Here is a 23,391-nt window from a genome sequence, read left to right as displayed (position 1 = left end):
CATCGCACCCCCCTTTCAATCCAGGAGAAAGGCTCCGTCGCCACCCGGGGCGGCTGCAAGCTCCATCGTGTCGCGATAATAGCGGGCCAGACGGACATCGGCGCCGGGCATTTCCGTTCGCGAGGCAATCCAGCCCACATAGGTCAGGGCGCGCAGCGTCATGAACAGGGGTAGCGTGGCGATTTCCCTTTCAGCGAGAGGACGGATGCCCCGATAGCCGGCGATCAGATTGTCGCGCAGGCCGGCAAAATCGGGTTCCAGCCGGTTTTTCAGAAGGGCCGTGGCAAGCTCGAACATGCGATATCCAAATCCGGCATCGTCGAAATCGATGAAGGCAACGGCGCCCTCGTGGACGAGAATGTTTTCCCGCACGAGATCCGCATGGATCAGCCCATAATCATAGTGCTGATTTTCCAGCGTTTGCATCACGCGGTCGAGATGATGCTTGAGAGCGAGCAGCTTCTCCCTTTCGGAAGGCGAGAGCAGAGGGCAATCCCAGAACCGTCCCCAGACCGGATTGTCTCCCAGGAGCCCTTGACGGTTCCATTGGGGCCGATGGAATTGCTTCGGCGGCTTCCAGCCGTCGGATGCAAGATGCAGCCGCGCGGCCGTCGCGCCGATCTGGAAGAAAAGGGTTCTGGCCTCTTCCGGCGTCCAGTCCAGAGGGGTTCCCGTCTGCCCAAGGGGTATGCCCGGAAGCCAGTGCAGAAGATCCGCATACTGGACGTCCTCACCCTCATCGGTGGGCAGGGCGACGAGCAGGGCGCCATCGCTGGTTTCAATGGGTTCGGGAACCGGCAGGCCCTCCCGAAACATGGCCTGCAACCATTCCAGCTCGGAGCGCAACGCATCCTGATCATGGTAACCGGGACGATGCAGACGCAGCCCGGCAAAGCTGCCCGTGCCACGCACCACGCGGAAAACCGCGTTCTCCCGGTACTTGATCAGCAAGGGCACCCGGGGTGGCAAGCCCCACCGTTCCAGGCAGTCGCCAGCGCGCTTCTCAAGCTTGCCGATCAGTTCGAGGGGGAGAAGGTCAACCATGATCAAAGCCCCGCCAGCACGTCGTCAAGGGTGGAAAGCATGTGGTCGGCATGGGCCCGACTGAAGGGCATGGGCGGGCGTATCTTCGTGGTACACTGGTGAATTCCGAGCTTGCCCATGAGCACGCCACGCTCGCGCATGCCATTGATGACCTGGCTGGCAAGTTTGGCATCCGGTTCCTTGGTGGCGCGGTTCGTGACAAGTTCCGCGCCGAAGAACAGGCCCGCGCCGCGCACATTGCCGATTGCACCATGCTTTTCTGCCAATCGGTTCAGTCCGGCCAATGCATAGGCTCCGACATCGCGGGCATTGGCCATCAGGTTTTCCTGCTCGATCACGTCGAGGACGGCCATGCCGGCAGCGCAGGAAACGGGGTTGCCGCCGAAGGTGTTGAAATAGCGAAAGGCCTTCCGGAAAGCATTCAGCGTATCCGTATGGGCGATGACCCCGCCGATCGGGTGGCCATTGCCCATCGGTTTGCCGAGCGTGACGATATCGGGAACAATGCCGGCCCGCTGATGGCCCCAGAAATGCTGGCCGGTCCGGCCGAAGCCCGGCTGGACTTCGTCGGCAATGACAAGGCCGCCTGCCTTGCGTACAGCCGCCACCGCCCGGTCGAGGAATCCCGAGGGCAGGTCGGGGAAGCCTTCGTTGGCAAAGAAGGGATCGATGATCAGCGCGGAAAAGCCGAAGGGGCTATCCTGCAGCGACTCGATTGCGGCTTCCACCTGTTGCGCGAAGGCGATGGCAAAGGCTTCGCCGCCTTCGCCCCCCAGAGGCCGGTAGCTGTCCGGCGCCGATACGTGGCGCACATGGCCGCCAAAGCCGCCGACGGGCGGCATTCGGGTGGAGAGCTGGGACACGGCGGTCGTATTGCCGTGATAGGTGTGGTCGGTGGCGATGACCCCGGTCCGTCCGGTGACCGCTTGGGCCATGCGCAGCGCCACATCGTTCGCCTCGCTGCCGGTGCAGGTGAGGATCGCCGAGTTAAGGCCTGGATCGAAGGTGGATGTCAGCCGCCCGACGTAGTCCAGAATTCCCTCGTGCAGGTAGCGCGTATGGGTATTGAGCAGGGACGCCTGACGACAGATTGCCTCCACCACATGGGGGTGGCAATGGCCCACATGCGGTACATTGTTATAGCAATCGAGATACTGGCGGCCCTCCGCATCGAAGAGCCAGACGCCCTCGCCCCTCACGATGTGGACGGGATGGTCGTAAAACAGGGACATGTTCTTTCCGAGCAGGCGCTCGCGGCGGGCGATGAGACGGGTCTCGTCAGACATACAGGGCCTCCATGGCAAGGGGCGGGCATCAGGAAATGGTCAGGCTGGTCAATTCGTCCTGCAGGGCAGGGGCGGGCTGCGATGTCTTGCGGCGCGGCTGCGCGACGTCGGCCCGCTCCGGGCGGGGATAGAGCGCCCGGGACAGCGCGGCCGCGGTTTCCACCACGGAAGCGCCCAGCGTGCGAATGCTGAGGTCGTCGACCCTCACCAGCGGTGCGGCGATCGCGACGGCCCCGACCGGCGGCTTGTGCGGGGCAAGAATGGGAGCGGCCACGCTGATCATTCCCCCTTCCAGACCCTGGCGGTTCACGGAGTAACCCAGGCGGCGGGTTTCCTCGAGGAGCGCCCGCAGCGGTTCGCCCTCCACGATCGTATGGGGCGTGAAGCGTTCCAGCGGGCGGGACAGGTAATCCTCGATCAGCAGATCGGGAGAGAAGGCAAGATAGGCCAGCCCGGAGGCGCTGGCATGCAGCGGCAGCAGGGTGCCGACCTTGACGGTGACCCGATGGGCACGGAAGGATTCTTCCGCGTGGATGGTCGACAACCTGCCGGCTGTGAATTCCGACATATGCACGGTCTCGCCGCAGCTCGCCGCCAGTCGCCGCAACATCGGGACGCCGTGCTGCAGAAGCGGCAAGCGGGCCTCGCGAATCTGTGCAAGACGCAGCGGTGCGGCTCCTATCCTGTATTTCCGGCTTTCGGCGTCCTGCTCCAGAAAACCGAACCGCTCCAGCTGCACCAGGAAGCGGCGCGTGGTCGCCTTGTCGAGGCCGCCCAGACGGGCAAGCTCGCTGAGGCCCGCCTCATGCGGCAGGCCGGCAATCAGATCCAGCAGTGTCAGAGCCTTGCCGATGGTGCTCATGTCCTCTCCCTCCGGTCGATCCTGAACCGGCAAATTTACTTAACGTGCTAAGTAAATCGCACGCTCTCCCGGCTATTGCAAGAGAGAAATAGCAAGTATGGTTCTAATAGTGAACCGAATAATTGACCGGGAACCGGGGCGTCGCGTGCCTGCTTACCCGCGCCAGTTTCTTTTTCTGCTTTTCCTCAACGGCAGTAAACGCCGGCGATCTTGCTATCTGCTCCTCCATCGAGCCATTATTTAACGTGTGAAATATGTTGACTCACTTTTATCCCTGTTGCATGTTTCCCGGGAGAGAGGGTGCAGCGGTTCAACAAGCGAACCGTTGGGAGGAGGAGAATGATGGCCGTTGCCAAGGCGGAGACGCCTGATCGTATTTTCGTGAATGGACGCATCTTTACCGCTGAGCCCAACAGAAGCTGGGCGGAGGCGCTTGCCGTCCTGAACGGGCGCATCCAGGCGGTGGGCAGCAATGAGTCCATCCGGGCTCTGGCTGGCCCTGGCACCGAAACGGTGGATCTTGAGGGCCGCATGGCGATGCCGGGCTTCGTCGACGTGCACAATCACGTGCTGATGGGCGGTACGGCCGAACTCTTCGAGCGCCGGTTTCCGGGCTCCGCCTCGCTGGACGAAATCTGCGCGGAAGTACGCGCCGCAGCCGAGACGGCCGAACCCGGCCAATGGATCTTCGGCAGCCAGTGGGGTGCCGATCGCATCGCCGAACTGAACACGGTCGAGGCCCTTTCAAAGCTCGACGCGGCAAGCCTCGGGCATCCGGTTCTGCTGAGAGACGAAACGGCCCATAATCGCTGGGTGAATTCCGAGGCGCTTCGCCTCTGCGGGCTCTCGGACGCCAGCACCGACCCGGCAGACGGGGCGCTCGGACGCGATCCGTCGAATGGAAAGCTGACGGGGATCCTGATCGAATCCGCCGCCGGTATCGCCGAGCGGGTGGCCAACCAGTATTTCACCTCCGCCATGGCGGAAGCTGCCGTGGCGCAGGCGGTCCGGACGCTGAACAGCTACGGCATCACCGCCTTTCAGGATGCGGCCTCCGTCCTCTCCATTCTCGAAGCGCTGAGGGCTGTGGAAGACAAGGGGCAACTGACGGCATGGGCGGTGACATCCTTGCCGCTGATCGAGCCGAGCTTCATGTTCGGTGTTTCCGGCGAGGCCTTGCTCGCCCGCCGCGACGAGTTCGTCAGCCGGCTGGTGCGGCCGAACTTCACCAAGATCTTCCTCGATGGCGTGCCCGGTGCCCGGACGGCCTTTTTCCACGAGCCTTACGTGGATGATCCGGCCTTTCCGCACGGCCACCGCGGCCATACGCTGGTCAGCACGCCGGATCTCGTGCGCTACATCGATCTTTCCGAGAAGATGGGCATGGGCCTGAAGATCCACTGCACCGGCGATGCCTCTGTTTCGCAGATGCTGGATGCCGTCGAGGCGGTGCGCCATTTCAACGGTCCGCCCAAGGTGCTGCACCATATCGCCCATGCGAGCTATGTGCGCGACGAGGATATCCCCCGCTTTGCCAAGCTTGGCGTCGTTGCCGATCTCTGCCCGATGATCTGGTTCCCGACGACCTTCCTGGAGGGGCATCGGCAGGTGATGGGCAAGGAGCGCGCGGAGCGTTTCTGGCCGAACCGGGCCTTCCTCGATGCGGGCACGCTGGTGGCCGGCGGCTCCGACTGGCCGGTCAGCCCGTTCCCGGCGCCCTTCAGCGGGATCGAGGGGCTGGTAACGCGCGAGAACCCGGAAGGCGCCTTCCCGGGCGAAAAGCTCTGGGGCGAGCAGGCGATCACGCTGGAAGAGGCGCTGTCCGTCTACACCCTCAATTCCGCCAAGGCCGCGGGTCTCGGCGAAGAGACCGGCTCGCTGGAGCCCGGCAAGTCTGCCGATTTCATCGTGCTCGACCAGAACCTCTTCGAGGTCCCCGCGAACCGGATTTCCCATACGCAGGTTCTGACCACTTATTTCGAGGGCCGCCCGGTTTTCGAACGCTGATGCATGCCCCCGGAGGAGGAAGTTCGGGGAGAATAACAACACAATGAAAAGGGGTATCGTGATGCTGAAAACCATCTCCCGTCCGGTTCTGACTGCCGGTCTCGCGCTCGCCGGAAGCCTGCTTGCCGGCACCGCCATGGCGGCGCCCACCTGTGAGGGGGGCGCCATTCAGGTCGGTTCCGTCTCGACCATTACCGGTCCGGTGGACTTCTCCGACGGGCCGAAGGGCGCGAAGGCGGTCTTCGACCAGATCAATGCGGCCGGCGGCATTTCCGGTTGCCAGATCGAATATACGATGGCGGACGACAAGGCCGATCCGCAGGTGGCTGCGCAGGCTGCGCGCGACCTCATCGACAACAAGAACGTTGTTGCCCTTGCCGGCGGCGCGAGCCTTCTCGACTGCGCGGTCAATGCCGCGACCTACAAGCGCAACGGCGTGCTCTCCGTGCAGGGCGTCGGCGTCGACCCCATGTGCTTCAATGCGCCGTCCGTCTCGCCCGTGAATGTCGGCCCCTACACGCTGACCACGGCCATGCTCGACTATGGAGCCAAGGAGTTGAAGGACGAAAAGCTCTGTGCCTTCTTCATCATCCTCGGCGGCACCCAGGAAGCCTATGCGGCGGCCGTTGCACGATGGGAAAAGATGAGCGGCAAGAAGATCCACCTCATCGACATGACCCTGCCGCTTCAGGGCGACCTGACGCCCTATCTCATCAAGGCGCGCGACAATGGCTGCGATGCGGTGCTGACCAACCAGGTCGAGCCGGGCGTCGTGCAGATGATCAACACGGCGGACGCCCAGAAGATCGAGGGCATCGACTGGCTGTTCCTCGCCTCCGGCTACACCGAAGGCGTGGCCAAGGCCCTGCCGAACACCAAGCAGCCCGTCTATCTCGGTACCGAATGGGAGCCCTATACGGAAACCAACGAGGCCAATGGCGACTGGATGAAGACCATGGAAACGGCAGGCCTGCCGAAGACCGCCTTCAGCCAGGGCGGCTATCTCGCCGCCAAGGTTCTGGCCGATACGATCGCCTCCATCGAGGGGCCGGTGACCCGTGAAAGCGTCAGTGCCAAGCTGATGGAAGGCAAGGCGATGAAGTACCCGATTGCGGGCAGCGACTATGTCTTCGGTGACGCCGCCAAGCATGCGCCGATGCAGGCCACCAAGGTCATGAAACTCAATGCGGGCAAGTGGGAGCCGATCTCCAAGGATTGGTACGTGCTTCCCGCCGCCGAGTAACAGGTCCCGGCGGACCTGCCGGACGGCGCCGTAAAACCCTCCCGGGCGGCGCCGTCCGGTTGTTTTTCAAGACTGTTGGCGACAGGAACCCGTCCCATGAATTCTCTCCTGACCTCAGCCGTGGCGGGCCTCTCCGCAGGCGGGGCCTATGCGATCCTCGGGGTCTGCGCGATCTTCACCTATCGTCTCGTGGCGGTGGTGAACTTCACCGGCGCGGCCATCGGCGCAACCGGCACCTTCATCATGGTGGCCCTCTATGAAAGCGGCGTTCCGCTGGCGCTTGCCGTTCCCGCCGGCATTACGGCCGGCGCACTGGCGGCCCTTGCGGTCGGCCTCATTATGGCCACCTGGTTTTCGGGTGCGGCCGCCTCCACCAAGGCGGCGGTCACGGCGGCCCTTCTCGTCGGCATCATCGCGGTCGGGCTCCGCCTCACCGGCGGGCAGCATCCGCATAACTTCCCGGATCTCATTCCCGGCTCCGCCTTCCGGCTTGCCGGCGTGGAAGTCACCTGGGCGGCGATCGTCACCATCGCCATTTCCGTGCTCTTCACCCTTGCCACCGAGCAGTTCCTCGCCCGCACCCAGACCGGTCTCGAGCTTCGGGCGCTCTCGCAGCGGCCGATGGCCGCTGAACTGATCGGTATCCGCGTTAAACTTCTGGCGCTCAGCGTCTGGGCGGTTATGGGCGCGGTCACGGCCTTTGCGCTGATGGTGATTGCGCCGCAGCGCGCCCCGGATTTCATGTCGCTCAGCCTGCTCGTGGTGCCGGCGCTCGCTGCAGCCCTGATCGGCGCCTTTGCCAGCTTCCGGGCAGCTCTCTTGGGGGGCATGGCCATCGGCATCATCGAGGGGCTGGCCAGCGGGCTCGATACGTTCAGCCAGTATCGCGGCGCCATTCCTTTCCTCGTCATTCTCGCCGTTCTCATGTGGTCGCAAAGGGGGGCCCGATTCGATGAAGCACGCTAGTCTCAGGGCGGCGGTCCGAACCGCGCTTACCCTCGCCATTCTCTCGGCCGTGCTTTACCTCTTGCTGCCGAAATACTGGATCTTTCTGGTCACCGCCGTCTTCATCACCGGGATTGCGCTGCAAAGCCTCGGGCTTGTGACGGGCCGTACCGGCATGATCTCGCTCTGCCAGATGTCTTTTGCCGGTGTCGGTGCCTGGGTTACGGGCTATCTCAATGTCGCGGAAGCGCCGGGCGGGCTCATCGTCTGGGTGTTGCTCGGCGGTTTGGCTGCGGTGCCCGTCGGTGTCGTCATCGGCCTTCCGGCGCTCCGCTTGCGCGGCATCAACCTCGCCATCGTGACGCTCGGTTTTGCTGCGGCCTTCGATACGGTGCTGGCCACCATCACCTTTCCCGGCCAGACCGCCTTCATCCAGGTTCTGCGCCCTGCATGGTTCGAGAGCGATGGCGGCTATTTCGCGCTCGTGATGATCGTCTATGGCGCGATTGCGGTCGGGCTCGAATTCCTTAACCGCTCGCGCCTCGGAGCCTCCTGGCTTGCGGTGCGCCATTCCGAGCGTGCGGCAGCCGCCCACGGTGTCAGCGTGCCCATGGCGAAGCTCTCGGCCTTTGCGATCAGCGCCTTCATCTCGGGCGTGTCGGGCGGGCTTCTTGCGGGCTATCTCGGCACGCTGGTCGCCGAGAACTTCAGCATGATGCAGTCGCTGGCTCTGTTTGCGGTGGCGAGCATGGTGGGCGCGCACTTTACCCTCGGGGCGGTTGCCGGCGGGGCGATGATCACGCTTTTTCCCGAACTGCTGCGTCGCCTTGGCTTGCCGCAGGATATCGGCAACGTGTTCTTCGCCGTTGGCGCGGTGCAGGCGATGAGCACGGGCGAGACGATCAGCGAGACCTGGGTTCGCCTGGGGTCCAAACTCGCCTCCCGTTTCCGCCGGAAGCCCGGTCTGGTCGTGGCCCATACGCCCGCATCGGCGAAACCTCTCGGCGCACCCGCGGTCCATCAGCCGGGCGTGGCGCTGGAGGTGAGCAATCTCACCGTCCGCTACGGTAACGTGCTCGCGCTCGACACGGTCTCGCTGAAGGTGCCCGCCCGGACCGTTGTCGGCCTCATCGGGCCGAACGGGGCCGGCAAGTCGACCACTGTCGACGCGATTGCCGGGTTCCTGCCGCGTTACGACGGTCGTGTTTCGTTGCAGGGCCGGCCACTCGAGGGGCTGCTCGCCACCGAACGCGCCCGGCTTGGCATCCGCCGTACCTGGCAGACCACCCGCATTGCGCCGGAACTGACCGTCGGCGACTATATTCGCCTTGCTGCCCCGGGCATCAGGCCGTCGGAAATCGAGGCGGTGCTGGAATGGTTCGACTGTCCGCCGCCCGAGGCGGTCATCACCACCGTCGATGCGGGCTCGCGCCGGCTGATCGATGTGGCGGGCGTTGTCGCCGCCCGTCCGCCGGTGCTGCTGCTGGACGAGCCGGCTGCCGGACAATCCTATGCCGAAGCGCTCAAGCTCGGCGACCGGATTGCCGCAATCCCCGAGACCTTTGGCAGCGCTGTGCTGCTGATTGAGCATGACATGGATCTTGTCCGCAAGGCCTGTTCCGACATCACCGTCTTCGATTTCGGCCGGGTCATTGCCAATGGTGCGCCGCAGACGGTGCTGGCCTCGCCCATCGTACAGAAGGCCTATATGGGCGTCGAACTGGAGGAGCAGGTGGCATGACCGAGCTCACGATCAAGCAACTCGTCGTCGCCCGCGGCGGCATCCCGGTGGTGCGCGGCATCGATCTGACGGTCCGCTCGGGGGAAATCAGCGTCGTGCTCGGCTCCAACGGGGCGGGCAAGACCACCTCGCTCGAAGGCCTGTCCGGGATCATCCCGGCCAAGGGGTCGATCATTCTCGATGGCGAGGATATTTCCGGCCAGCCGGCGGGCATCCGGGCCCGCAAAGGGCTGCGCCATGTGGAGCAGGGCCGCACCGTCTTCCCCGACATGACGACCGAGGAAAACCTCAAGGTTGCGCTCGCGCCGGGTGCCAGCCTCGACGAGGCTTACGGCCTCTTCCCGGAACTTGTGCAGCGGCGCGACGTGAAGTCGGCCATGCTGTCCGGTGGCGAGCAGCAGATGCTTGTCATCGCCCGGGCTCTGGTTGGCCGGCCGAAGGTGATCCTGATCGACGAGATGTCGTCTGGACTTGCCCCCGTCATCGTCAGCCGCCTGATGGAGGCGGTGCGCAAGCTCGCCGATGGCGGGATGGCGGTGCTGCTGGTCGAGCAGTTCGCCAATCTGGCGCTCGGCGTCGGCAACCGGGCCTATGTGCTGCGGCGCGGCGCCGTGGTCTATAATGGCGGTTGCGAGGCGCTGCTCAAGGACCCGGCCCGCCTGCATCATCTCTATCTGGGGGATGTGGCGGATCAGGTGGCTTGACGGCGAGGGGGGCTGCCGGCTCTTGACCGGCGGGCCGCATCTGCCGATGCTTGGAGCCGGACCCTTTTCTGTTGGGAGGCATGAGATGGAACCGCTGAGCACGACCAGTCTGGTGAAGCGCGATTTTTCCGCGCAGCCCTACGAGACGTTCCGGCATGATCTCCGCAGCATCTGCGGGTCCTTCAATCCGCATCTGGTGCAGAAGGATGACACCGTGTTCGGCGCGGCCCGAAGCATCGATGTCTGTGGCATGGATTTCGCCCATATCTCCACCGATCTCGACTATGTGCACCGGGACTGGGACGATATCCGCCAGGATGCGGCCGAGCATCTCTTCCTGATCATGCAGATCGAGGGCAGCTGCGGGCTCGACCATTCCGGCCAGCAGAATGTGCTCGATGTCGGCGAGTGCATCCTGGTCGACAGCACGCGGCCGACCACCTTCTATTTCAACGGCCGCTTTTCGAACCACCTCTCGCTGCACCTGCCGCGCCAGCTGATGTATACGGAAAGCAAGGTGGATTTCGACATTGCCCGCAAGCTTGCCGCCGACGATCCGATGGCGCTGATGCTGCGCGCGCTGGTCGCCAAGATCATGACGACGCCGGAGAACCAGAGCGGCGCGCCGCATCTGCGTGAACTCATGTATAACGCCACCCGTCAGGCCTTCCTTTCGACCGGGGCGCGGGACGAGCCCCTGCATGCGCTGCCCGACAGCGCTACCAAGCGGATGCAGATGGTGGATCTTTTGATCGACCGGCATCTGACGGAAAGCGATCTTTCCGCCCGCTGGCTGGCAACCCGGCTTGGCGTGTCGATCCGCACGCTGCAGCAGGATTTTCAGGGCATGGGGGTGACCTGCACCACCGTCATCCGCGACCGGCGGCTGCGTTTTGCGCGGCAGAAGATCGAGCAGCTGAAGACCGAGAAGAACTGCGGGACGATTGCGGAAGTCGCCTATTCGGCCGGTTTCAACGACATTTCCTATTTCAACCGCTCCTTCAAGGACCTGTTCGACTGTGCGCCGACCGATCTCTTGAAGACCGGCGCTGCGGAAAAAGCTGACAAAACGTAAATTCTGCGTTCGGGTCCAATTCGCGGCGCGTTCCCGCCCAAGACCGACCCGGCAGACCTTGGCCATACTCCTCCCAGAAGCTACGGGAGGAGCAAAACGTGAAGCAGTATACCCTGCTGATCGGCGGCGAGCGTGTCGCCACCGAACATCATGCCGATATCCGCAATCCGTCCACCGGCGACATCGTCGGGCAGATGCCTCTGGCAACGGCAGCCGATCTCGACCGCGCCGTCGAGGCTGCCGGTGCGGCCTTCAGGCTGTGGTCGCTGGTGCCGGATGCAGAGCGGGCGCAGGCCTGCCGCGACATTGCGGAAAAGATTGCCGAACATTCCGAGGAAATCGCCCATCTCCTGACGCTCGAACAGGGCAAGCCGCTCAACGGTCTCGGCTCGCGCTTCGAACTCGGCGGGGCGCTTGCCTGGACGCGCCATACGGCCGAGCTCTCCCTGCCGGTCGAGGTGCTTCAGGACAACAACGAAGGCCGGGTGGAGCTTCACCGCAAGCCCGTCGGCGTCACCGGGTCGATCACGCCCTGGAACTGGCCGGTCATGATTGCTTGCTGGCACATGATCCCGGCAATCCGCGCCGGCAACACGGTCGTCATCAAGCCATCGCCGCTGACGCCGCTCTCCACGATCCGCCTCGTCGAAGTGATGAACGAGGTGCTGCCGCCGGGCGTCGTCAACGTGATCACCGGCGAAAATGCCATCGGGGCGGCGCTTTCGTCCCATCCCGGCATCGCCAAGATGACCTTTACCGGCTCGACCGAAACGGGAAAAAAGGTCATGGCCTCGGCGGTTGCGACGCTGAAGCGCCTGACGCTGGAGCTCGGCGGCAATGATGCCGGGATCGTGCTTCCCGATGCCGATCCGGCCCGCATTGCCGAAGGCCTGTTCTGGGGTGCCTTCATCAACAATGGCCAGACCTGTGCGGCGCTGAAGCGGCTTTACGTGCATGACAGCCTCTATGATCAGGTCTGCCAGGCGCTTGCCGATTATGCGGCGAAAATCCCCGTCGGTGACGGTCTCGATGAGAAGAGCGTGCTCGGCCCGGTCCAGAACGCCATGCAGCTCAACAAGGTGCGGGCGCTTGTCGATGACGCGAAGGCGCGGGGCGGGCGCGTCCTGATCGGCGGCGAGCCGCAGGAAGGGCCCGGTTATTTCTACCCCGTCACGCTGGTGGCCGATGTGGATCACGGCGTTCCGTTGGTGGACGAGGAACAGTTCGGTCCCGTCCTGCCGATCATCCGCTATTCGGATGTGGACGAGGTGATCCAGCGGGCGAATTCCAGCCCCTTCGGGCTTGGCGGTTCGGTCTGGTCGGCGGATCCGGAACGGGCGAAGCACTATGCGCTGCAGCTCGAATGCGGCTCCGTCTGGATCAACAAGCATGGCGCGATCCAGCCCAATGCGCCCTTCGGCGGGGTCAAGCAGTCGGGCATCGGCGTCGAATTCGGTGCCGATGGCCTCAAGGAATTCACCGTGTCCCAGACCGTGCTGAGCTGACGCCATGCAGAGCTTTGATTACATCGTCGTGGGAGGAGGCTCCGCCGGATGCGTTCTGGTCAACCGCCTCTCGGAAAACCCTCAGAACCGGGTGCTGCTGATCGAATCCGGCCGGCGCGATTCCGATCCGTGGATCCATATTCCCGCCACCTTCTTCAAGGTGATGGGCAAGAACATCGACCTGCATCCCTATGCCTCCAGTCCGCAGAAGGGGCTGAACGGGCGACCGAGCATCGTGCCGCAGGGCAATGTGCTGGGCGGCGGCTCCTCGGTGAACGCGATGATCTATATTCGCGGCCATCGCAACGATTACGATAGCTGGTCGCAGATGGGCTGCCAGGGCTGGTCCTATGACGAGGTGCTGCCGGTCTTCCGCAACCTCGAAAACAATGAGCGGCTGAACGGTCATTATCACGGGCAGAAGGGCACGCTGTCGGTCTCCGATCCGCGCCATCGCCATCCGCTGACGGAAGCCTTCGTGAAGGCGGCCATCGAGGCGGGTCTGCCGGCCAATTCCGATTTCAACGGGGCCGAACAGGAAGGCGTCGGCTTCTACCAGAGCACCACGAAGGGCGGGCGCCGCTGGAGTTCGGCGCAGGCCTTCCTGCGGGAGGCCGAAAAACGGCCGAACGTGACCGTGCTCACCGAGCGGAAGGTCGCCCGCGTTCTCTTCGAGGGCAAAAAAGCGGTCGGCATCGAACTTCTCGACGGCATGGTTTACCGGGCGACCCGGGAAATCGTGCTGTCTGCCGGGGCCATCGCCACGCCGCGCCTTCTCCAGCAATCCGGCATCGGCCATGCGGACCATCTCGGCGGGCTCGGCATCGATGTGGTCTCGCATCTTCCCGGCGTCGGCGAGAATTATCAGGATCATCTGGAAGTGCCTGTCCAGGCGGAAACCAGGGATCCGATCTCCATTCTCGGACAGGACCAGGGCGTGAAGGCCGCCATGCACATGCTGCGCTATCTGGCGACGCGGCGCGGGCTGCTCTCGTCCAACGTGGTCGAGGCCGGCGGCTTCATCGATACCGCAGGCACCGGCCAGCCGGACGTGCAGTTCCACGTGATCCCCGTACTGATCGGCTTTTTCGACCGGGAACCGGAGCCGGGCCATGGCCTCTCCATCGGCCCCTGCTATCTCCGGCCCCGCTCGCGCGGCTCGATCCGCATCACCTCGAAAGACCCGAAGGCGCCGGTCGATTTCGATGCCAATCTTCTGTCCGACCCGGCCGATATCGAAACGCTGGTGCGCGGCGTCGAGGCGGCAATCCGCATTCTCGACCAGCCCTCGCTTGCCCGGATCGTCAAGCGCCGCGTGCTGCCGAAGCCGGGCGTCGAGAAGGACCCGGAGGCGCTCCGGGCCTATATCCGCCAGACCGCCAAGACGGTCTTCCACCCCTGCGGCACCGCCCGCATGGGCCGCGCGGACGATGTCCAGTCGGTCGTGACGCCCGATCTCAAGGTCAAGGGCGTCGAGGGGCTGCGCGTTGCGGATGCTTCGATCATGCCGACCCTCGTGTCGGGCAATACGAATGCCCCCTGCATGATGATTGGCGCGAAGGCCGCGTCGCTGATGACCGGACGGCCGATTGCGGGGTGAAGGAAATCCGGCGGCGGGAACCGCCGGCATACATGGAGGACGGCGCGGGCAGGCAAGCTTAGCGTCCATTTTGGAGGAGAATGACATGCTGAAAACCCTGAGGGTGATGGCCGCCGGCCTCACCTTGAGCCTTTTTGCGGCCTTCAGTGCCCATGCAGCCGCATCCTGCGGCGACGGATCGGGCAAGGCTGCCGAAGGCGAGCCCATCGTCATCGGCGCAATCACCGGCAAGACCGGTCCCGACGACTTCTCGAACTCGACCAAGGCGGCCAAGGCCTATTTCGACTGCCTGAACGCCAATGGCGGCATCAAGGGCCGCCCGGTCAAATATGTGATCGAGGACGACCAGTGGAACCCGGAAACCGCAGCCCAGCTCGGCGCGAAGCTCGTCAATGACGAGAAGGCCGTGCTGATGGTCGGTAATTCCAGCTATGTGGAATGCGGTGCCAATGCCGAGTTCTACAAGAAGTCGGGCATCCAGGTGATTGCCGGCGTGGGCGTGCCGCGTGAGTGCTTCTTTGCCGAGAATTATGCGCCGACCAATGCCGGCCCGCGCGTTTCCATGCTCGGGGCCATGGGCTATGCGCTCGACAAGCTGAATGCGAAGTCGGTGGCCTGCATCGGCCCGAACATTCCGAATGTCGGCACCTGGTCCTGCGAGGGCGTGGAGCTGCTCGCCAAGGAAAAAGGCTTCAAGGCCGAGACGATCCTGATGGATCCGGGTTCGGCCGATGCCACCTCGATCATCCTGCAGGCTGCCGCCAACAAGCCCGATGTCATCGTGCTCGGCATGTCGAAGGGCGTGGCGATCCCGCTCCTGACCGCTGCAGAAGAGCAGGGCCTCAACCAGTCGATCACCTTCCTGTCGGCCGCTTCTGCCTATGACCTTTCGGTGCCCGCCACCATCGGCTCGGGCTGGGATGGCAAGTTCTTCGTCAACATGGAGTTCAACGATCTCGAAGCCACCACGCCAGACAACCAGAACTGGCTCGCCGTCATGAACGAATATGGCCAGGAAAGCGATCCGCGCGATACTTTCGCCCAGGCCGGGTACCTCGCCGCCCGCATTGCCGAAAAGGCGCTGATGACGCTCGATCCTGCCAACATCACCCGCGAAACGGCCTCGGCTGCGGTCCGTCAGGTGAAGGGCTTCGAGAGCGATATCTTCTGCGCCCCCTGGTATTTCGGCGATGGCCAGCCGCGCCACAATGCCAATTCCACCACCCGCATGGCGGTGTCGGAAGGCGGCAAGTGGAAGGTGGTTTCCGATTGCGCCCCGTCGCCCGATCCGGAGCTGAAGGACATCCGCGCCTTCGAAGCAACGATGAAGTGATCACGCTCCCAAGCGCCTGACCACGCGGCGGCCCGTTTCGGCGGGCTGCCGGCAAGTGCCCGCCCGAGCGGGCCGACGGAGGGGAGGAAAACCGTTGAATCTTTTGCCATTTCTGATTTCCGGTCTCGGCATCGGCGCGGTCTATGCGCTGTCCGGCGTCGGCCTCGTCATTCTCTATCGCTCGACCGGCGTGCTCAATTTCGCCTTCGGTGCCATCGGTGCGCTCGGCGCCCATGTGGCCTGGCAGCTTCTGCAATGGAACCAGCCTCTGGCGCTCGCCATCCTCGCCGCCGTCGTGGTGTCGACCGCCGTCAGCTTTCTCTACGGGCGGGTTTTCGCGCCGCTGCTGTCTCACCGGGATACGGTGGTGCGGGCCGTCGGCACGCTGGCGCCCGCGCTCTTCCTCATTGCGCTGATGGGCGTGATCTGGGGCGAGCTGCCGCGCCGCCTGCAATTCCCGACCGACCAGATGTTCCTGACGGTCTTCGGCGTACGCCTTACCTTCACCCGTCTCATCGCGCTGGTGCTGGCGGTGCTCATGGTGGTGGCGATCACGCTCCTGCTGAACCGCACCCGCCTCGGCCTCGACATGCGGGCGCTCGCCAATGACCGGGATCTTTCGGCCATTCTCGGCGTGCGCATCCTCCATACGGAAACCGCCGCCTGGGTGATAACCGGCATCTTTGCCGGCCTTTCCGGCCTGCTGCTCGCCGATCTCGTACGCCTGCAGGGGACCTTCCTGACCTTCCTCGTCATCCCGGCAATTGCGGCGGCCATTCTTGGCCAGCTTCGCTCGCTGACCCTCACGGCCATTGCCGGCCTTTCGGTGGGCGTTGCGGAAGCGGTGCTAACGCCGCTTGCCTGGATCTCCCCCTATCGTGCCGCCGCCCCCTTCGTCATCGCGCTTGCCGCCGTGATGATCCTCGGCAGCACGTCCCGCGCCGCCCTGAGGGACCGATGAACGCCAATCCCGCTCCCCAGACCTTTTCGGAAAGTGCCATGGCCCCCTCCGTTTACCGGCCGAGCCCTTCGGCCAAGCTCATCCCGATCGTGCTCGTCATGGCGGTCTTCTCTGCCATCGTGGCACTCGGCGCCAATTCCTTCTGGCTGTCGGCGGCCACTTCCGCCGTGGCGCTGTCGCTCTCGGTCATCGGCCTTGCCGTGCTCTACGGCCAGCTTGGCCTCGTATCGCTCTGCCAGTTCGCGCTGGTCGGCGTCGGCGGCTGGGTGACGCTCCGGATCGGCCATGCCTATCATCCGCCCTTCGAGGTCAGCATGCTGGCCGGTGGCATCGTCGCGGCGCTGGTCGGGCTCATCTTCGGCATTCCGGCGCTGCGTCTGCGCGGCCTTTACCTCGCGCTCGTCACCCTGATGCTCGCCGGTGCTTTCCAGACGATCATCAGCGCCTGGGGCTTTCCCGATGGTGGTCCGGGCTTTCTCGGGCGGGCGAACGGGGCAGGGCGGGCCATGCTGGCTCGACCTGCACTGGCGGACGGGCCGGTTGCCTACTTCCTCTATGTCTGCCTGATGGCCACCTTCGGCTTCGTGATCGTGCAGTGGCACAAGGTCGCCAAGCCCGGCCGTGCCTGGGCGCTTATCCGCAAGGGCGAGACGGTGGCGGTCGCCTCGGGCGTCAACGTGCTGACCTACAAGGCCTGGGCCTTCGCCCTTTCCGGCTTCTTTGCAGGCATTGCAGGCGCGCTTCTGGCCGGCAATGTGGGCCAGCTTGATGGCCGTGCATTCTCGGCCTTCGAGAGCCTCAATCTCTTTGCCCTCACCATCGTCGGTGGGAGCTACCACTGGTATGGCGCGCTGATCGCCGGGCTGCTCCTGCGGGCGGTGCCCGCGCTTCTTACCGATCTCGGCATCGACGGCTATGTGACCATCGGCATTTTCGGTGTGGCGCTCTTCCATGCGCTGGCCACCGCGCCGGCGGGCATTGCCGGGCAGATCGCCGGGCTCGTCAATCGTCTGCCGCCTGCCTTCCGGGGAGGGAACCGGACATGATCGAGATTTCAAACATCACCGTCCGCTTCGGCGGCATCAAGCCCATCGATCAGCTCACCGCCACGCTGACCGCGCCCGTTGCCGGCCTGATCGGCCCGAACGGCGCTGGCAAGACGACGTTGCTCAACGTCTTCTCGGGCTTCGTCAAACCCATGGAGGGCTCGATCCTCCTCGCCGGAGTTCCGCTCCTCCCGCTTTCCCCCCTCAGACGAGTGGAGGCGGGGCTCCGGCGTTCCTTCCAGACCGAGCAGGTGGTCGAGGATCTCACCGTTTACGACAACCTCATGGCAATTGCCGATCATGTGGTGCCGGTGGGCGAACGGGCTCATGCGGTAGACGCGGCTCTGTCGCAGGTGCGGCTGACCGAGGTCGCGGATCTCCCGGGCCACCGGCTCAATCTCTTCCAGCGGCGGCTGGTGGAGCTCGGCAAATGCCTTGTCGGCCAGCCGAAGCTGATCCTGCTCGACGAACCGGCGGCGGGCCTGACGGACGAGGAGGGGGCGACCTTGCGCGATCTCGTTCTCGGCATTCCCGCAGCCACCGGCGCACAGGTGCTGGTCATCGATCATGACGTGGACCTGATCCGCGCCATGTGCAGCGAAACCATGGTGCTCGACTATGGCAAGCTTCTGGCTCAGGGGCCGACGGCGGAGGTGCTGGCCAATGACAATGTCCGCCGTGCCTATCTCGGAGAACTCTGACATGACCGCATCGCTCTCCATCGAAGTCGAGAACCTCACCGTCGATAGGGGCGGCAAGCGGGTGATCCACGGGATCAGCTTTTCCGTTCCATCGGGCGAAATCACCGCCCTACTCGGCGCCAATGGTGCCGGCAAATCCTCGACCGTCATGGCGCTTGCGGGCGCGATCCCGGCCGCCGGTGGGGCGATCCGGCTCGGTGGCCTGATGCTCGACGGGCTCGTGCCCGACCGGATCCGGCGCGAAGGGGTGGCGCTGGTGCCGGAGGGGCATCGGGTCCTCGGGCAGATGACGGTCGAGGACAACCTCCTGGTCGCCGCGCTGGACCGGACGGCTGCGGGCCGAAAGGCCGGGCTCGACCGGGTCTATGCGATTTTCCCGGAACTGAAGGAACGCCGTCACCAGCTCGCCTCGAACCTCTCCGGCGGGCAGAAGCAGATGGTGGCGATGGGGCAGGCCTTCATCGCAAAACCACGCTTCATGATCGTCGACGAATTGTCGCTCGGCTTGGCACCCGCTGTCGTAAAGCGGCTCGGCGAGGCGCTGACGCTCGCGGCGGGCGAGGGGATCGGCGTGCTGCTGATCGAGCAGTTCGCCAATCTGGCGCTCGGCCTTTCGAGCCGCGCCATGGTGATGGAGCGGGGGCGGCTTGTCTTCACCGGGACGTCGGCGGCGTTGAAGGCCAATCCCGAGATCCTGCACGGCGCCTATCTCGCCCAATGAGGAGGAAGGATGATGGCCCAGTTCTCAAGCCCCGCTGCCTTGCCCGCGGTCGAACGGGCCGCCGGTGCGGAGTTCCCCCGGATGGCGCGGCGTCTCTTCGGCAATGTCAGGCTCGATTTTACCGGCACCGGCACCCGTGAAAGCCGGCTCGTTTCGGCCATGCTCGGACCCTGCCGGCTCAGCCGTCTCTCCGCCGACCGGCATATGGTGCATGGCGAGCGGGTGATCACCGGTGCTGCGACCGACATGGTCAAGCTGATCATCCAGACGGAGGGCCATTCCACCCTGCATCAGGGCGGGCGCCGCTTGCCGGTGGGCCCAAGCTCCGTCGTGCTCTACGATCCTGCCAACCCATATGTGCTGGCCAATCCGGAGGCGGTCGATCTCCTGATGCTGCAAGTGCCGAGGGCCGCTGTCGCGGGGCTCGGCGGCGGCATCACAAGGCCGCTGGCGGCGGCCCTGATCCCCGGCAGTCTGCACCGGGTGTTGTCCTCGATGATGGAATCGACGATCCGGGAAATCGAAACGCTTGACGATGCGGAGCGGGCGCAGCTCGGTCAGACCATGCTCGAACTGGTTGCCACCATGGCGGGCACGGCGGCGGAGCCGCAGCGGTCCGGCTCCCGGTCGCTCGAACTGCTGAAGGAGCGGATCAAGGATTACATTGCCGCCCATCTCTCCCGGCCGGACCTCTGTGCGGCCGAGATCGCCCGCAAGATGGGCTGCTCGCTGCGCTATGTGTATCGGGCCTTCGAAGGCGAGGACATCACGCCGGCGGATTACATCTGGTCGGAGCGGCTGAAGAAAGCGCGGGACCTGCTGGCCGCGAGGCCGATGGAACCGGGGGTCATCGGTGATGTGGCCTTCAGCCTCGGCTTTTCCTCCAGCGCCCATTTCTCGCGCGCCTTCCGCAGCCATTTCCAAGAGACGCCCTCTGCCTGGTGCCGTTCTGCCCGTGCCGGACAATAAACTTGCAAGAGGAAAGGCCCGGAGCGATGTTCCGGGCCTTTCGGTCTTCAACGCATCGCTTCCGCCACACGCAATGTATCGGTGAACTGTTCGAAGCGGCGGATCTTGTCGTCCTTCACGCCCCAGACATGGGCGACGCGGGCGCTGAAGTGCTTGCCCGTGCCCTTGTGGGTTGCCGTGTAATCGCCGAGCGCGACCACATCGTCGCCGGCATCGAGCAGGCGGTCCAGCGTGAAAGTATACCCGTCGAATTCCTTGCCGAGGGCGGCAAAGACGTTTTCGAAGATCTCCTGCCGGCCCACATAGGTGCCGGCGCAGGGGAAGCCGTCCATCTCCGTCCAGCGGCAATCATCGGCGATATCGGCCAGCATGCCCTCGAGGTCATGGCGGTCGTTGGCGTCGTAATGGGCTTTCACCACGTCATAGGCTTTACGCATAGGTTGATCTCCTCAGACCGGGTCCTGGCCCGGCAGGTAATAGGTCATGGATGCCTTGCGGATGAAGGCACCGGCAGGGCTGTTCTGGATCCGGCCTTCGCCGGTGATGCCGAGGAACTTGCCGGTCGAGCGCATGTCCCCGAAATTGTAGAAAAAGGTGGAGGCAACCGGGATCTTGAACTCGCGGAAGGTGAAGACATACTGGTCTTCGGCAAATTTCCAGGTGGAGGCGAGATCCACGTCGCCATGGCCGCGCTGGACGCCGACGAGGCACTGCCAGGCATAGCGCTGAGAGGACAGGTAGGTGTGCTCGTAGGTATGGTTCGGGCTGTAGGTGAAGTGGGCGCGCAGTCCGACGAGATCGCGGGTTTCGTGCGGCACCATGCCGGAAACCGTGCCGCCCTCCAGCACGCCCGGCCGGAAGATCTGGCCGACCTGCGGCTCGCCCACCGTCTCTTCCTTCGGGCGGACGACGGACAGGATCGAGAGAGCCCGGCGGGTCTCGGTGTTCACGATCACCGTTTCCGCCTCGGTCGGCTTGCCGGCAAAGATGATCTCGATGAAGAAGGTGGACGGGGCAACCTCGATGACTTCCGCCAGGTCGTCCCCGGAAGACGTCCCGTCCGACCACCGCACCTTCCCCTTGTCGAAGGCGAGGGTGAGGGTTCGGCCATCCTCGAAACGGATGGTGTGGGTGGAGCCGGCCAGCGCATCGGTGGCCGGCAGGCGGTTTGTGTCGATGCCATAGGCGAACTGGTCGTAGGTCTTCCAGTCCTTCGGATTTTCAACGGCCATGGGATGTTCCTTATTCAACGAAGGCGAGGGTGGGGAGGTCGACGGTGCCCGCACCGCCATCGACGGTGAGGATCGCGCCATTGATCATCGAGGCTTCCGAAGAGGCGAGGAAGCAGACGGCATTGGCCACTTCTTCCGCGGTCGCGGCGCGGCCGAGCGGCACGTCTTTGGTGACGAGCCGGTAGGCTTCCTCGACCGAGGAAAGGCCGAATTTCTCGATCAGGTGCTCCATCTGCTCGTCCGCCATGGCGGTCGTGACCCAGCCGGGGCAGACCGTGTTGGTGCGCACGCCCTTGCGCCCGTAATCGCGGGCGAGCGACTTGGCGAGGCCGATGCAGGCATGCTTCATCGTCACGTAGCCCGCCGCATCCGGTCCGGCGAAGAGGCCGGCGATCGAGGCCAGCACGACGATGTTGCCCTTGCGCTCGATCAGCTGGGGCAGGGTTTCGCGGGCGCTGACGAAGGCGGTGTTGAGGTTGAGACGGACGGATTGTTCCCACGTCTCGTCGCTCATCGAGATGGTCGGGCCGACGCCATGGCCACCGGCATTGGCGATCAGGATGTCGATCCCCCCGAGCTGTTCGACGATGGCCGCAACGGCCTTCTTCATGCTTGCGGTATCGGCAGCGTCTGCTGCGAAGATCGCGCCGCCGGTTTCTTCGGCCACTGCCTTCAGCGGTTCGGGCCGGCGTCCGATCAGCGCCACCTTGCCGCCTTCGGCGCTGATGCGGCGGGCAACCGCTGCGCCGATGCCCGTTCCGCCGCCGGTGATGACGGCTATCCTGTCCTTGAAACGTGTCATTGGGGTCCTCCTTGATGGGATGATCATCGGCAATTGCCGGGATGACGTCCTGTCTCGCCGTGCAATTCCTTTTGACTGAACGTGCAAAATCGCCTGCCATGAAAAAGGGCGGCCCGAAGGCCGCCCCGAAGTGGCGAAGAGCTGGGGGGCCGTCAGCCCTCCGCGCCGGAGTGCAGCCCCCAATCGGTCCGCCGGGCGAGCAGTGCCGCATAGTAGAGCCCGCCGAGAACCATCATGGCGAGCGTTGCGCCAAGGCTTGGGCGGCCAATGACCGGATCGAGGAAATTCTGCCAGGCCACGTAGATCAGTGCGAGCAACGCTACCACGGCGGGAACGGGGAAGAAAGGCATGCGGAAGAAGCCGTCCTTCGTCTTGCCCGTCTGCCGGCCGACAATGACGGCAATGCAGAGCAGCGCATAGATCGCGACCAGAGACGTGCCCGACACAACGAGCAGGATCTCGAAGGGGATGAAGCAGGCAATGGCGCCGAGCACGCCGGCGAGCAGCGTGGCGAACCACGGCGTGTTCCAGGAGCCGTGGACGAGCCCGAGTGCGTCGCTTACCGGCTTCGCCCAAAGGCGGTCCCGACCGGATGCAAAGAGCAGGCGGGCGGTCTGCAGCACGATGGCGATGACCGCATTGAAAATCGCCAGAGCAATGGCAAGGCTGATGCCCACAGTCCAGCCGTGTCCCGCGGTCGAATCGATAAAGTATTCGATTTTCTGGGGGGCGGAGAGCAGCGCCTGCATATCCGGCGCGCCGACCAGAACGGCGGCGAGCGGCAGGATTTCGCAGAGTGCCGTGATGACGAGCGCCCAGATGATGACCTTGGCCATGGTGGAGCGCGGATCCTTGGTCTCTTCCGCGAAATAGGCCGCCCCGCCATAGCCGTTGAGGGCAAAGAGCGCCACGGCAACCGCCGCAAGGGCTGCGCCATAGGGCGCGGCGGTCAGGGCGCCGGCGGCATCAACCATCTGTGGCGCGGTGAAGATTTCCCCCAGCGAACGCTGCGGATCAAGGAAGCCGAAGCCGACCAGGAGCAGGACCGCGATCATTTCCACCGCCAGGAAAAGCCCGGTAATCCAGGCATTGGTGCGGATGTTGAGCACGCCGACACCGGCGGCCACCAGGATCGCCACCACGGCGGCCCACTGGCCGTTGAGGCCGGGGAACAGGACGCCGAGATAGGTGCCGATGCCGAGCGCGATGACGGCAATGATGAGCACGATGGAGATGGCCACCATGGTGAAGGTGATGAAGCCCCAGGCGCGGCCGAGGACCCTCCCGATCATCACATATTCGGCCCCCGCATGGGGAATGGCCGATGAGAGTTCCGCATAGACGAGGGCCATGCAAAGGCCGATGATCGCGGCCAGCACCAGGCTCAGAAGCGCGCCGCTGCCCGCAAGCGCGATGACGCCCGGAAGGATGATGAAGACCGACGAGGCGGGACTGATGGCAGACAGGGTAATCATGACGGCATCGAAGGCCGAGAGGCTGCGGTGCAGCCCTTGGGTGTCAGGGGTGGCGTTCAAATCGGTTTCCTCCTCCAAATTTGAATTGAATTAAAATTGACAGGAGGAAAGCAATTGTCAATAAATATTCTCAAAGGCG

21 protein-coding genes are annotated in these 23,391 nt (G+C 64.3%); 14 read left to right on the top strand and 7 right to left on the bottom strand.

Annotated elements, in window-relative coordinates:
- Positions 1–15 precede the first annotated feature (15 nt).
- The 3 genes from ACT54B_RS04600 to ACT54B_RS04590 are packed head-to-tail and all read right to left on the bottom strand — an operon-like array spanning position 16 to position 3,192.
- Positions 16–1,044, bottom strand: coding sequence for a phosphotransferase enzyme family protein (locus tag ACT54B_RS04600; RefSeq protein ID WP_476043143.1), 1,029 nt, complete (start codon positions 1,042–1,044; stop codon positions 16–18).
- Positions 1,045–1,046: 2 nt separating this feature from the next.
- Positions 1,047–2,330: an aspartate aminotransferase family protein gene (locus ACT54B_RS04595; RefSeq protein ID WP_476043141.1), complete on the bottom strand. Its 1,284-nt coding sequence runs from the start codon at positions 2,328–2,330 to the stop codon at positions 1,047–1,049.
- A 28-nt stretch (positions 2,331–2,358) separates the two neighbouring features.
- Complete coding sequence (locus ACT54B_RS04590; protein WP_476043140.1) at positions 2,359–3,192, bottom strand: IclR family transcriptional regulator; 834 nt, start codon at positions 3,190–3,192, stop codon at positions 2,359–2,361.
- 339 nt (positions 3,193–3,531) lie between these two features.
- On the opposite strand from ACT54B_RS04590, the gene ACT54B_RS04585 reads away from it, so the two are divergent.
- From ACT54B_RS04585 to ACT54B_RS04520, 14 genes are all read left to right on the top strand, one after another.
- Positions 3,532–5,199, top strand: coding sequence for an amidohydrolase (locus ACT54B_RS04585; RefSeq protein ID WP_476043139.1), 1,668 nt, complete (start codon positions 3,532–3,534; stop codon positions 5,197–5,199).
- Positions 5,200–5,260: 61 nt separating this feature from the next.
- Positions 5,261–6,442, top strand: a complete 1,182-nt coding sequence (locus tag ACT54B_RS04580) for an ABC transporter substrate-binding protein (protein ID WP_476043511.1) — start codon at positions 5,261–5,263, stop codon at positions 6,440–6,442.
- A gap of 96 nt (positions 6,443–6,538) precedes the next feature.
- The gene (locus ACT54B_RS04575; RefSeq protein ID WP_476043137.1) at positions 6,539–7,408 is read left to right on the top strand and encodes a branched-chain amino acid ABC transporter permease; all 870 of its coding nucleotides are present in this window, start codon (positions 6,539–6,541) and stop codon (positions 7,406–7,408) included.
- Positions 7,395–9,128: a branched-chain amino acid ABC transporter ATP-binding protein/permease gene (locus ACT54B_RS04570; RefSeq protein ID WP_476043135.1), complete on the top strand. Its 1,734-nt coding sequence runs from the start codon at positions 7,395–7,397 to the stop codon at positions 9,126–9,128. Before ACT54B_RS04575 ends, ACT54B_RS04570 begins: the two co-directional genes overlap by 14 nt.
- Positions 9,125–9,832: an ABC transporter ATP-binding protein gene (locus tag ACT54B_RS04565; RefSeq protein WP_476043134.1), complete on the top strand. Its 708-nt coding sequence runs from the start codon at positions 9,125–9,127 to the stop codon at positions 9,830–9,832. The genes ACT54B_RS04570 and ACT54B_RS04565 overlap by 4 nt, the downstream gene beginning before the upstream one ends.
- 85 nt (positions 9,833–9,917) lie before the next feature.
- Positions 9,918–10,907, top strand: a complete 990-nt coding sequence (locus ACT54B_RS04560) for a helix-turn-helix domain-containing protein (RefSeq protein WP_476043133.1) — start codon at positions 9,918–9,920, stop codon at positions 10,905–10,907.
- 98 nt (positions 10,908–11,005) lie between these two features.
- Positions 11,006–12,412, top strand: a complete 1,407-nt coding sequence (locus tag ACT54B_RS04555) for an aldehyde dehydrogenase family protein (protein WP_476043132.1) — start codon at positions 11,006–11,008, stop codon at positions 12,410–12,412.
- A 4-nt stretch (positions 12,413–12,416) separates the two neighbouring features.
- A complete protein-coding gene (locus tag ACT54B_RS04550) occupies positions 12,417–14,012 on the top strand; it encodes a GMC family oxidoreductase (RefSeq protein WP_476043130.1) in 1,596 nt (531 codons plus the stop codon).
- Between the two features lie 85 nt (positions 14,013–14,097).
- A complete protein-coding gene (locus ACT54B_RS04545; RefSeq protein WP_476043129.1) occupies positions 14,098–15,345 on the top strand; it encodes an ABC transporter substrate-binding protein in 1,248 nt (415 codons plus the stop codon).
- A 94-nt stretch (positions 15,346–15,439) separates the two neighbouring features.
- On the top strand, positions 15,440–16,306 hold the full coding sequence (locus ACT54B_RS04540; protein WP_476043128.1) for a branched-chain amino acid ABC transporter permease: 867 nt from the start codon (positions 15,440–15,442) through the stop codon (positions 16,304–16,306).
- Positions 16,307–16,344: 38 nt separating this feature from the next.
- Positions 16,345–17,352, top strand: a complete 1,008-nt coding sequence (locus ACT54B_RS04535) for a branched-chain amino acid ABC transporter permease (protein ID WP_476043127.1) — start codon at positions 16,345–16,347, stop codon at positions 17,350–17,352.
- A complete protein-coding gene (locus tag ACT54B_RS04530) occupies positions 17,349–18,053 on the top strand; it encodes an ABC transporter ATP-binding protein (protein ID WP_476043126.1) in 705 nt (234 codons plus the stop codon). Before ACT54B_RS04535 ends, ACT54B_RS04530 begins: the two co-directional genes overlap by 4 nt.
- Position 18,054: 1 nt before the next feature.
- A complete protein-coding gene (locus ACT54B_RS04525) occupies positions 18,055–18,774 on the top strand; it encodes an ABC transporter ATP-binding protein (RefSeq protein WP_476043125.1) in 720 nt (239 codons plus the stop codon).
- Between the two features lie 12 nt (positions 18,775–18,786).
- Positions 18,787–19,743: an AraC-like ligand-binding domain-containing protein gene (locus ACT54B_RS04520; RefSeq protein WP_476043124.1), complete on the top strand. Its 957-nt coding sequence runs from the start codon at positions 18,787–18,789 to the stop codon at positions 19,741–19,743.
- Between the two features lie 47 nt (positions 19,744–19,790).
- Here the strand turns inward: ACT54B_RS04520 and ACT54B_RS04515 are convergent, their stop codons facing one another.
- The 4 genes from ACT54B_RS04515 to ACT54B_RS04500 all read right to left on the bottom strand — a co-directional run bounded on the left by ACT54B_RS04515 (position 19,791) and on the right by ACT54B_RS04500 (position 23,312).
- Positions 19,791–20,180, bottom strand: coding sequence for a nuclear transport factor 2 family protein (locus tag ACT54B_RS04515; RefSeq protein ID WP_476043123.1), 390 nt, complete (start codon positions 20,178–20,180; stop codon positions 19,791–19,793).
- A 12-nt stretch (positions 20,181–20,192) separates the two neighbouring features.
- Positions 20,193–20,975, bottom strand: a complete 783-nt coding sequence (locus ACT54B_RS04510; protein WP_476043121.1) for a MoaF C-terminal domain-containing protein — start codon at positions 20,973–20,975, stop codon at positions 20,193–20,195.
- 10 nt (positions 20,976–20,985) lie between these two features.
- Positions 20,986–21,777 (bottom strand): SDR family NAD(P)-dependent oxidoreductase, encoded by a 792-nt coding sequence (locus ACT54B_RS04505; RefSeq protein ID WP_476043119.1) that lies wholly within the window; start codon positions 21,775–21,777, stop codon positions 20,986–20,988.
- 152 nt (positions 21,778–21,929) lie between these two features.
- Positions 21,930–23,312 carry an APC family permease gene (locus ACT54B_RS04500; RefSeq protein WP_476043117.1) on the bottom strand — a complete coding sequence of 461 codons (1,383 nt, stop codon included), beginning with the start codon at positions 23,310–23,312 and terminating at the stop codon, positions 21,930–21,932.
- Positions 23,313–23,391 lie beyond the last annotated feature (79 nt).

The organism is Gellertiella sp. DMC107 (genome assembly GCF_056313605.1).
The sequence above is the reverse complement of the archived record's forward strand: the minus strand, read 5'-3'. Positions and strand labels throughout refer to the sequence as shown.

Bases quoted from the DNA above. Each gene is read 5' to 3' on its own strand.
- ACT54B_RS04575 (WP_476043137.1), top strand. From the start codon at position 6,539: ATGAATTCTCTCCTGACCTCAGCCGTGGCGGGCCTCTCCGCAGGCGGG.
- ACT54B_RS04580 (WP_476043511.1), top strand. From the start codon at position 5,261: ATGCTGAAAACCATCTCCCGTCCGGTTCTGACTGCCGGTCTCGCGCTC.
- ACT54B_RS04590 (WP_476043140.1), bottom strand. From the start codon at position 3,192: ATGAGCACCATCGGCAAGGCTCTGACACTGCTGGATCTGATTGCCGGC.
- ACT54B_RS04530 (WP_476043126.1), top strand. From the start codon at position 17,349: ATGATCGAGATTTCAAACATCACCGTCCGCTTCGGCGGCATCAAGCCC.
- ACT54B_RS04570 (WP_476043135.1), top strand. From the start codon at position 7,395: ATGAAGCACGCTAGTCTCAGGGCGGCGGTCCGAACCGCGCTTACCCTC.
- ACT54B_RS04550 (WP_476043130.1), top strand. From the start codon at position 12,417: ATGCAGAGCTTTGATTACATCGTCGTGGGAGGAGGCTCCGCCGGATGC.
- ACT54B_RS04585 (WP_476043139.1), top strand. From the start codon at position 3,532: ATGATGGCCGTTGCCAAGGCGGAGACGCCTGATCGTATTTTCGTGAAT.
- ACT54B_RS04515 (WP_476043123.1), bottom strand. From the start codon at position 20,180: ATGCGTAAAGCCTATGACGTGGTGAAAGCCCATTACGACGCCAACGAC.
- ACT54B_RS04525 (WP_476043125.1), top strand. From the start codon at position 18,055: ATGACCGCATCGCTCTCCATCGAAGTCGAGAACCTCACCGTCGATAGG.
- ACT54B_RS04560 (WP_476043133.1), top strand. From the start codon at position 9,918: ATGGAACCGCTGAGCACGACCAGTCTGGTGAAGCGCGATTTTTCCGCG.
- ACT54B_RS04545 (WP_476043129.1), top strand. From the start codon at position 14,098: ATGCTGAAAACCCTGAGGGTGATGGCCGCCGGCCTCACCTTGAGCCTT.
- ACT54B_RS04535 (WP_476043127.1), top strand. From the start codon at position 16,345: ATGGCCCCCTCCGTTTACCGGCCGAGCCCTTCGGCCAAGCTCATCCCG.
- ACT54B_RS04600 (WP_476043143.1), bottom strand. From the start codon at position 1,044: ATGGTTGACCTTCTCCCCCTCGAACTGATCGGCAAGCTTGAGAAGCGC.
- ACT54B_RS04505 (WP_476043119.1), bottom strand. From the start codon at position 21,777: ATGACACGTTTCAAGGACAGGATAGCCGTCATCACCGGCGGCGGAACG.
- ACT54B_RS04520 (WP_476043124.1), top strand. From the start codon at position 18,787: ATGGCCCAGTTCTCAAGCCCCGCTGCCTTGCCCGCGGTCGAACGGGCC.
- ACT54B_RS04565 (WP_476043134.1), top strand. From the start codon at position 9,125: ATGACCGAGCTCACGATCAAGCAACTCGTCGTCGCCCGCGGCGGCATC.
- ACT54B_RS04510 (WP_476043121.1), bottom strand. From the start codon at position 20,975: ATGGCCGTTGAAAATCCGAAGGACTGGAAGACCTACGACCAGTTCGCC.
- ACT54B_RS04595 (WP_476043141.1), bottom strand. From the start codon at position 2,330: ATGTCTGACGAGACCCGTCTCATCGCCCGCCGCGAGCGCCTGCTCGGA.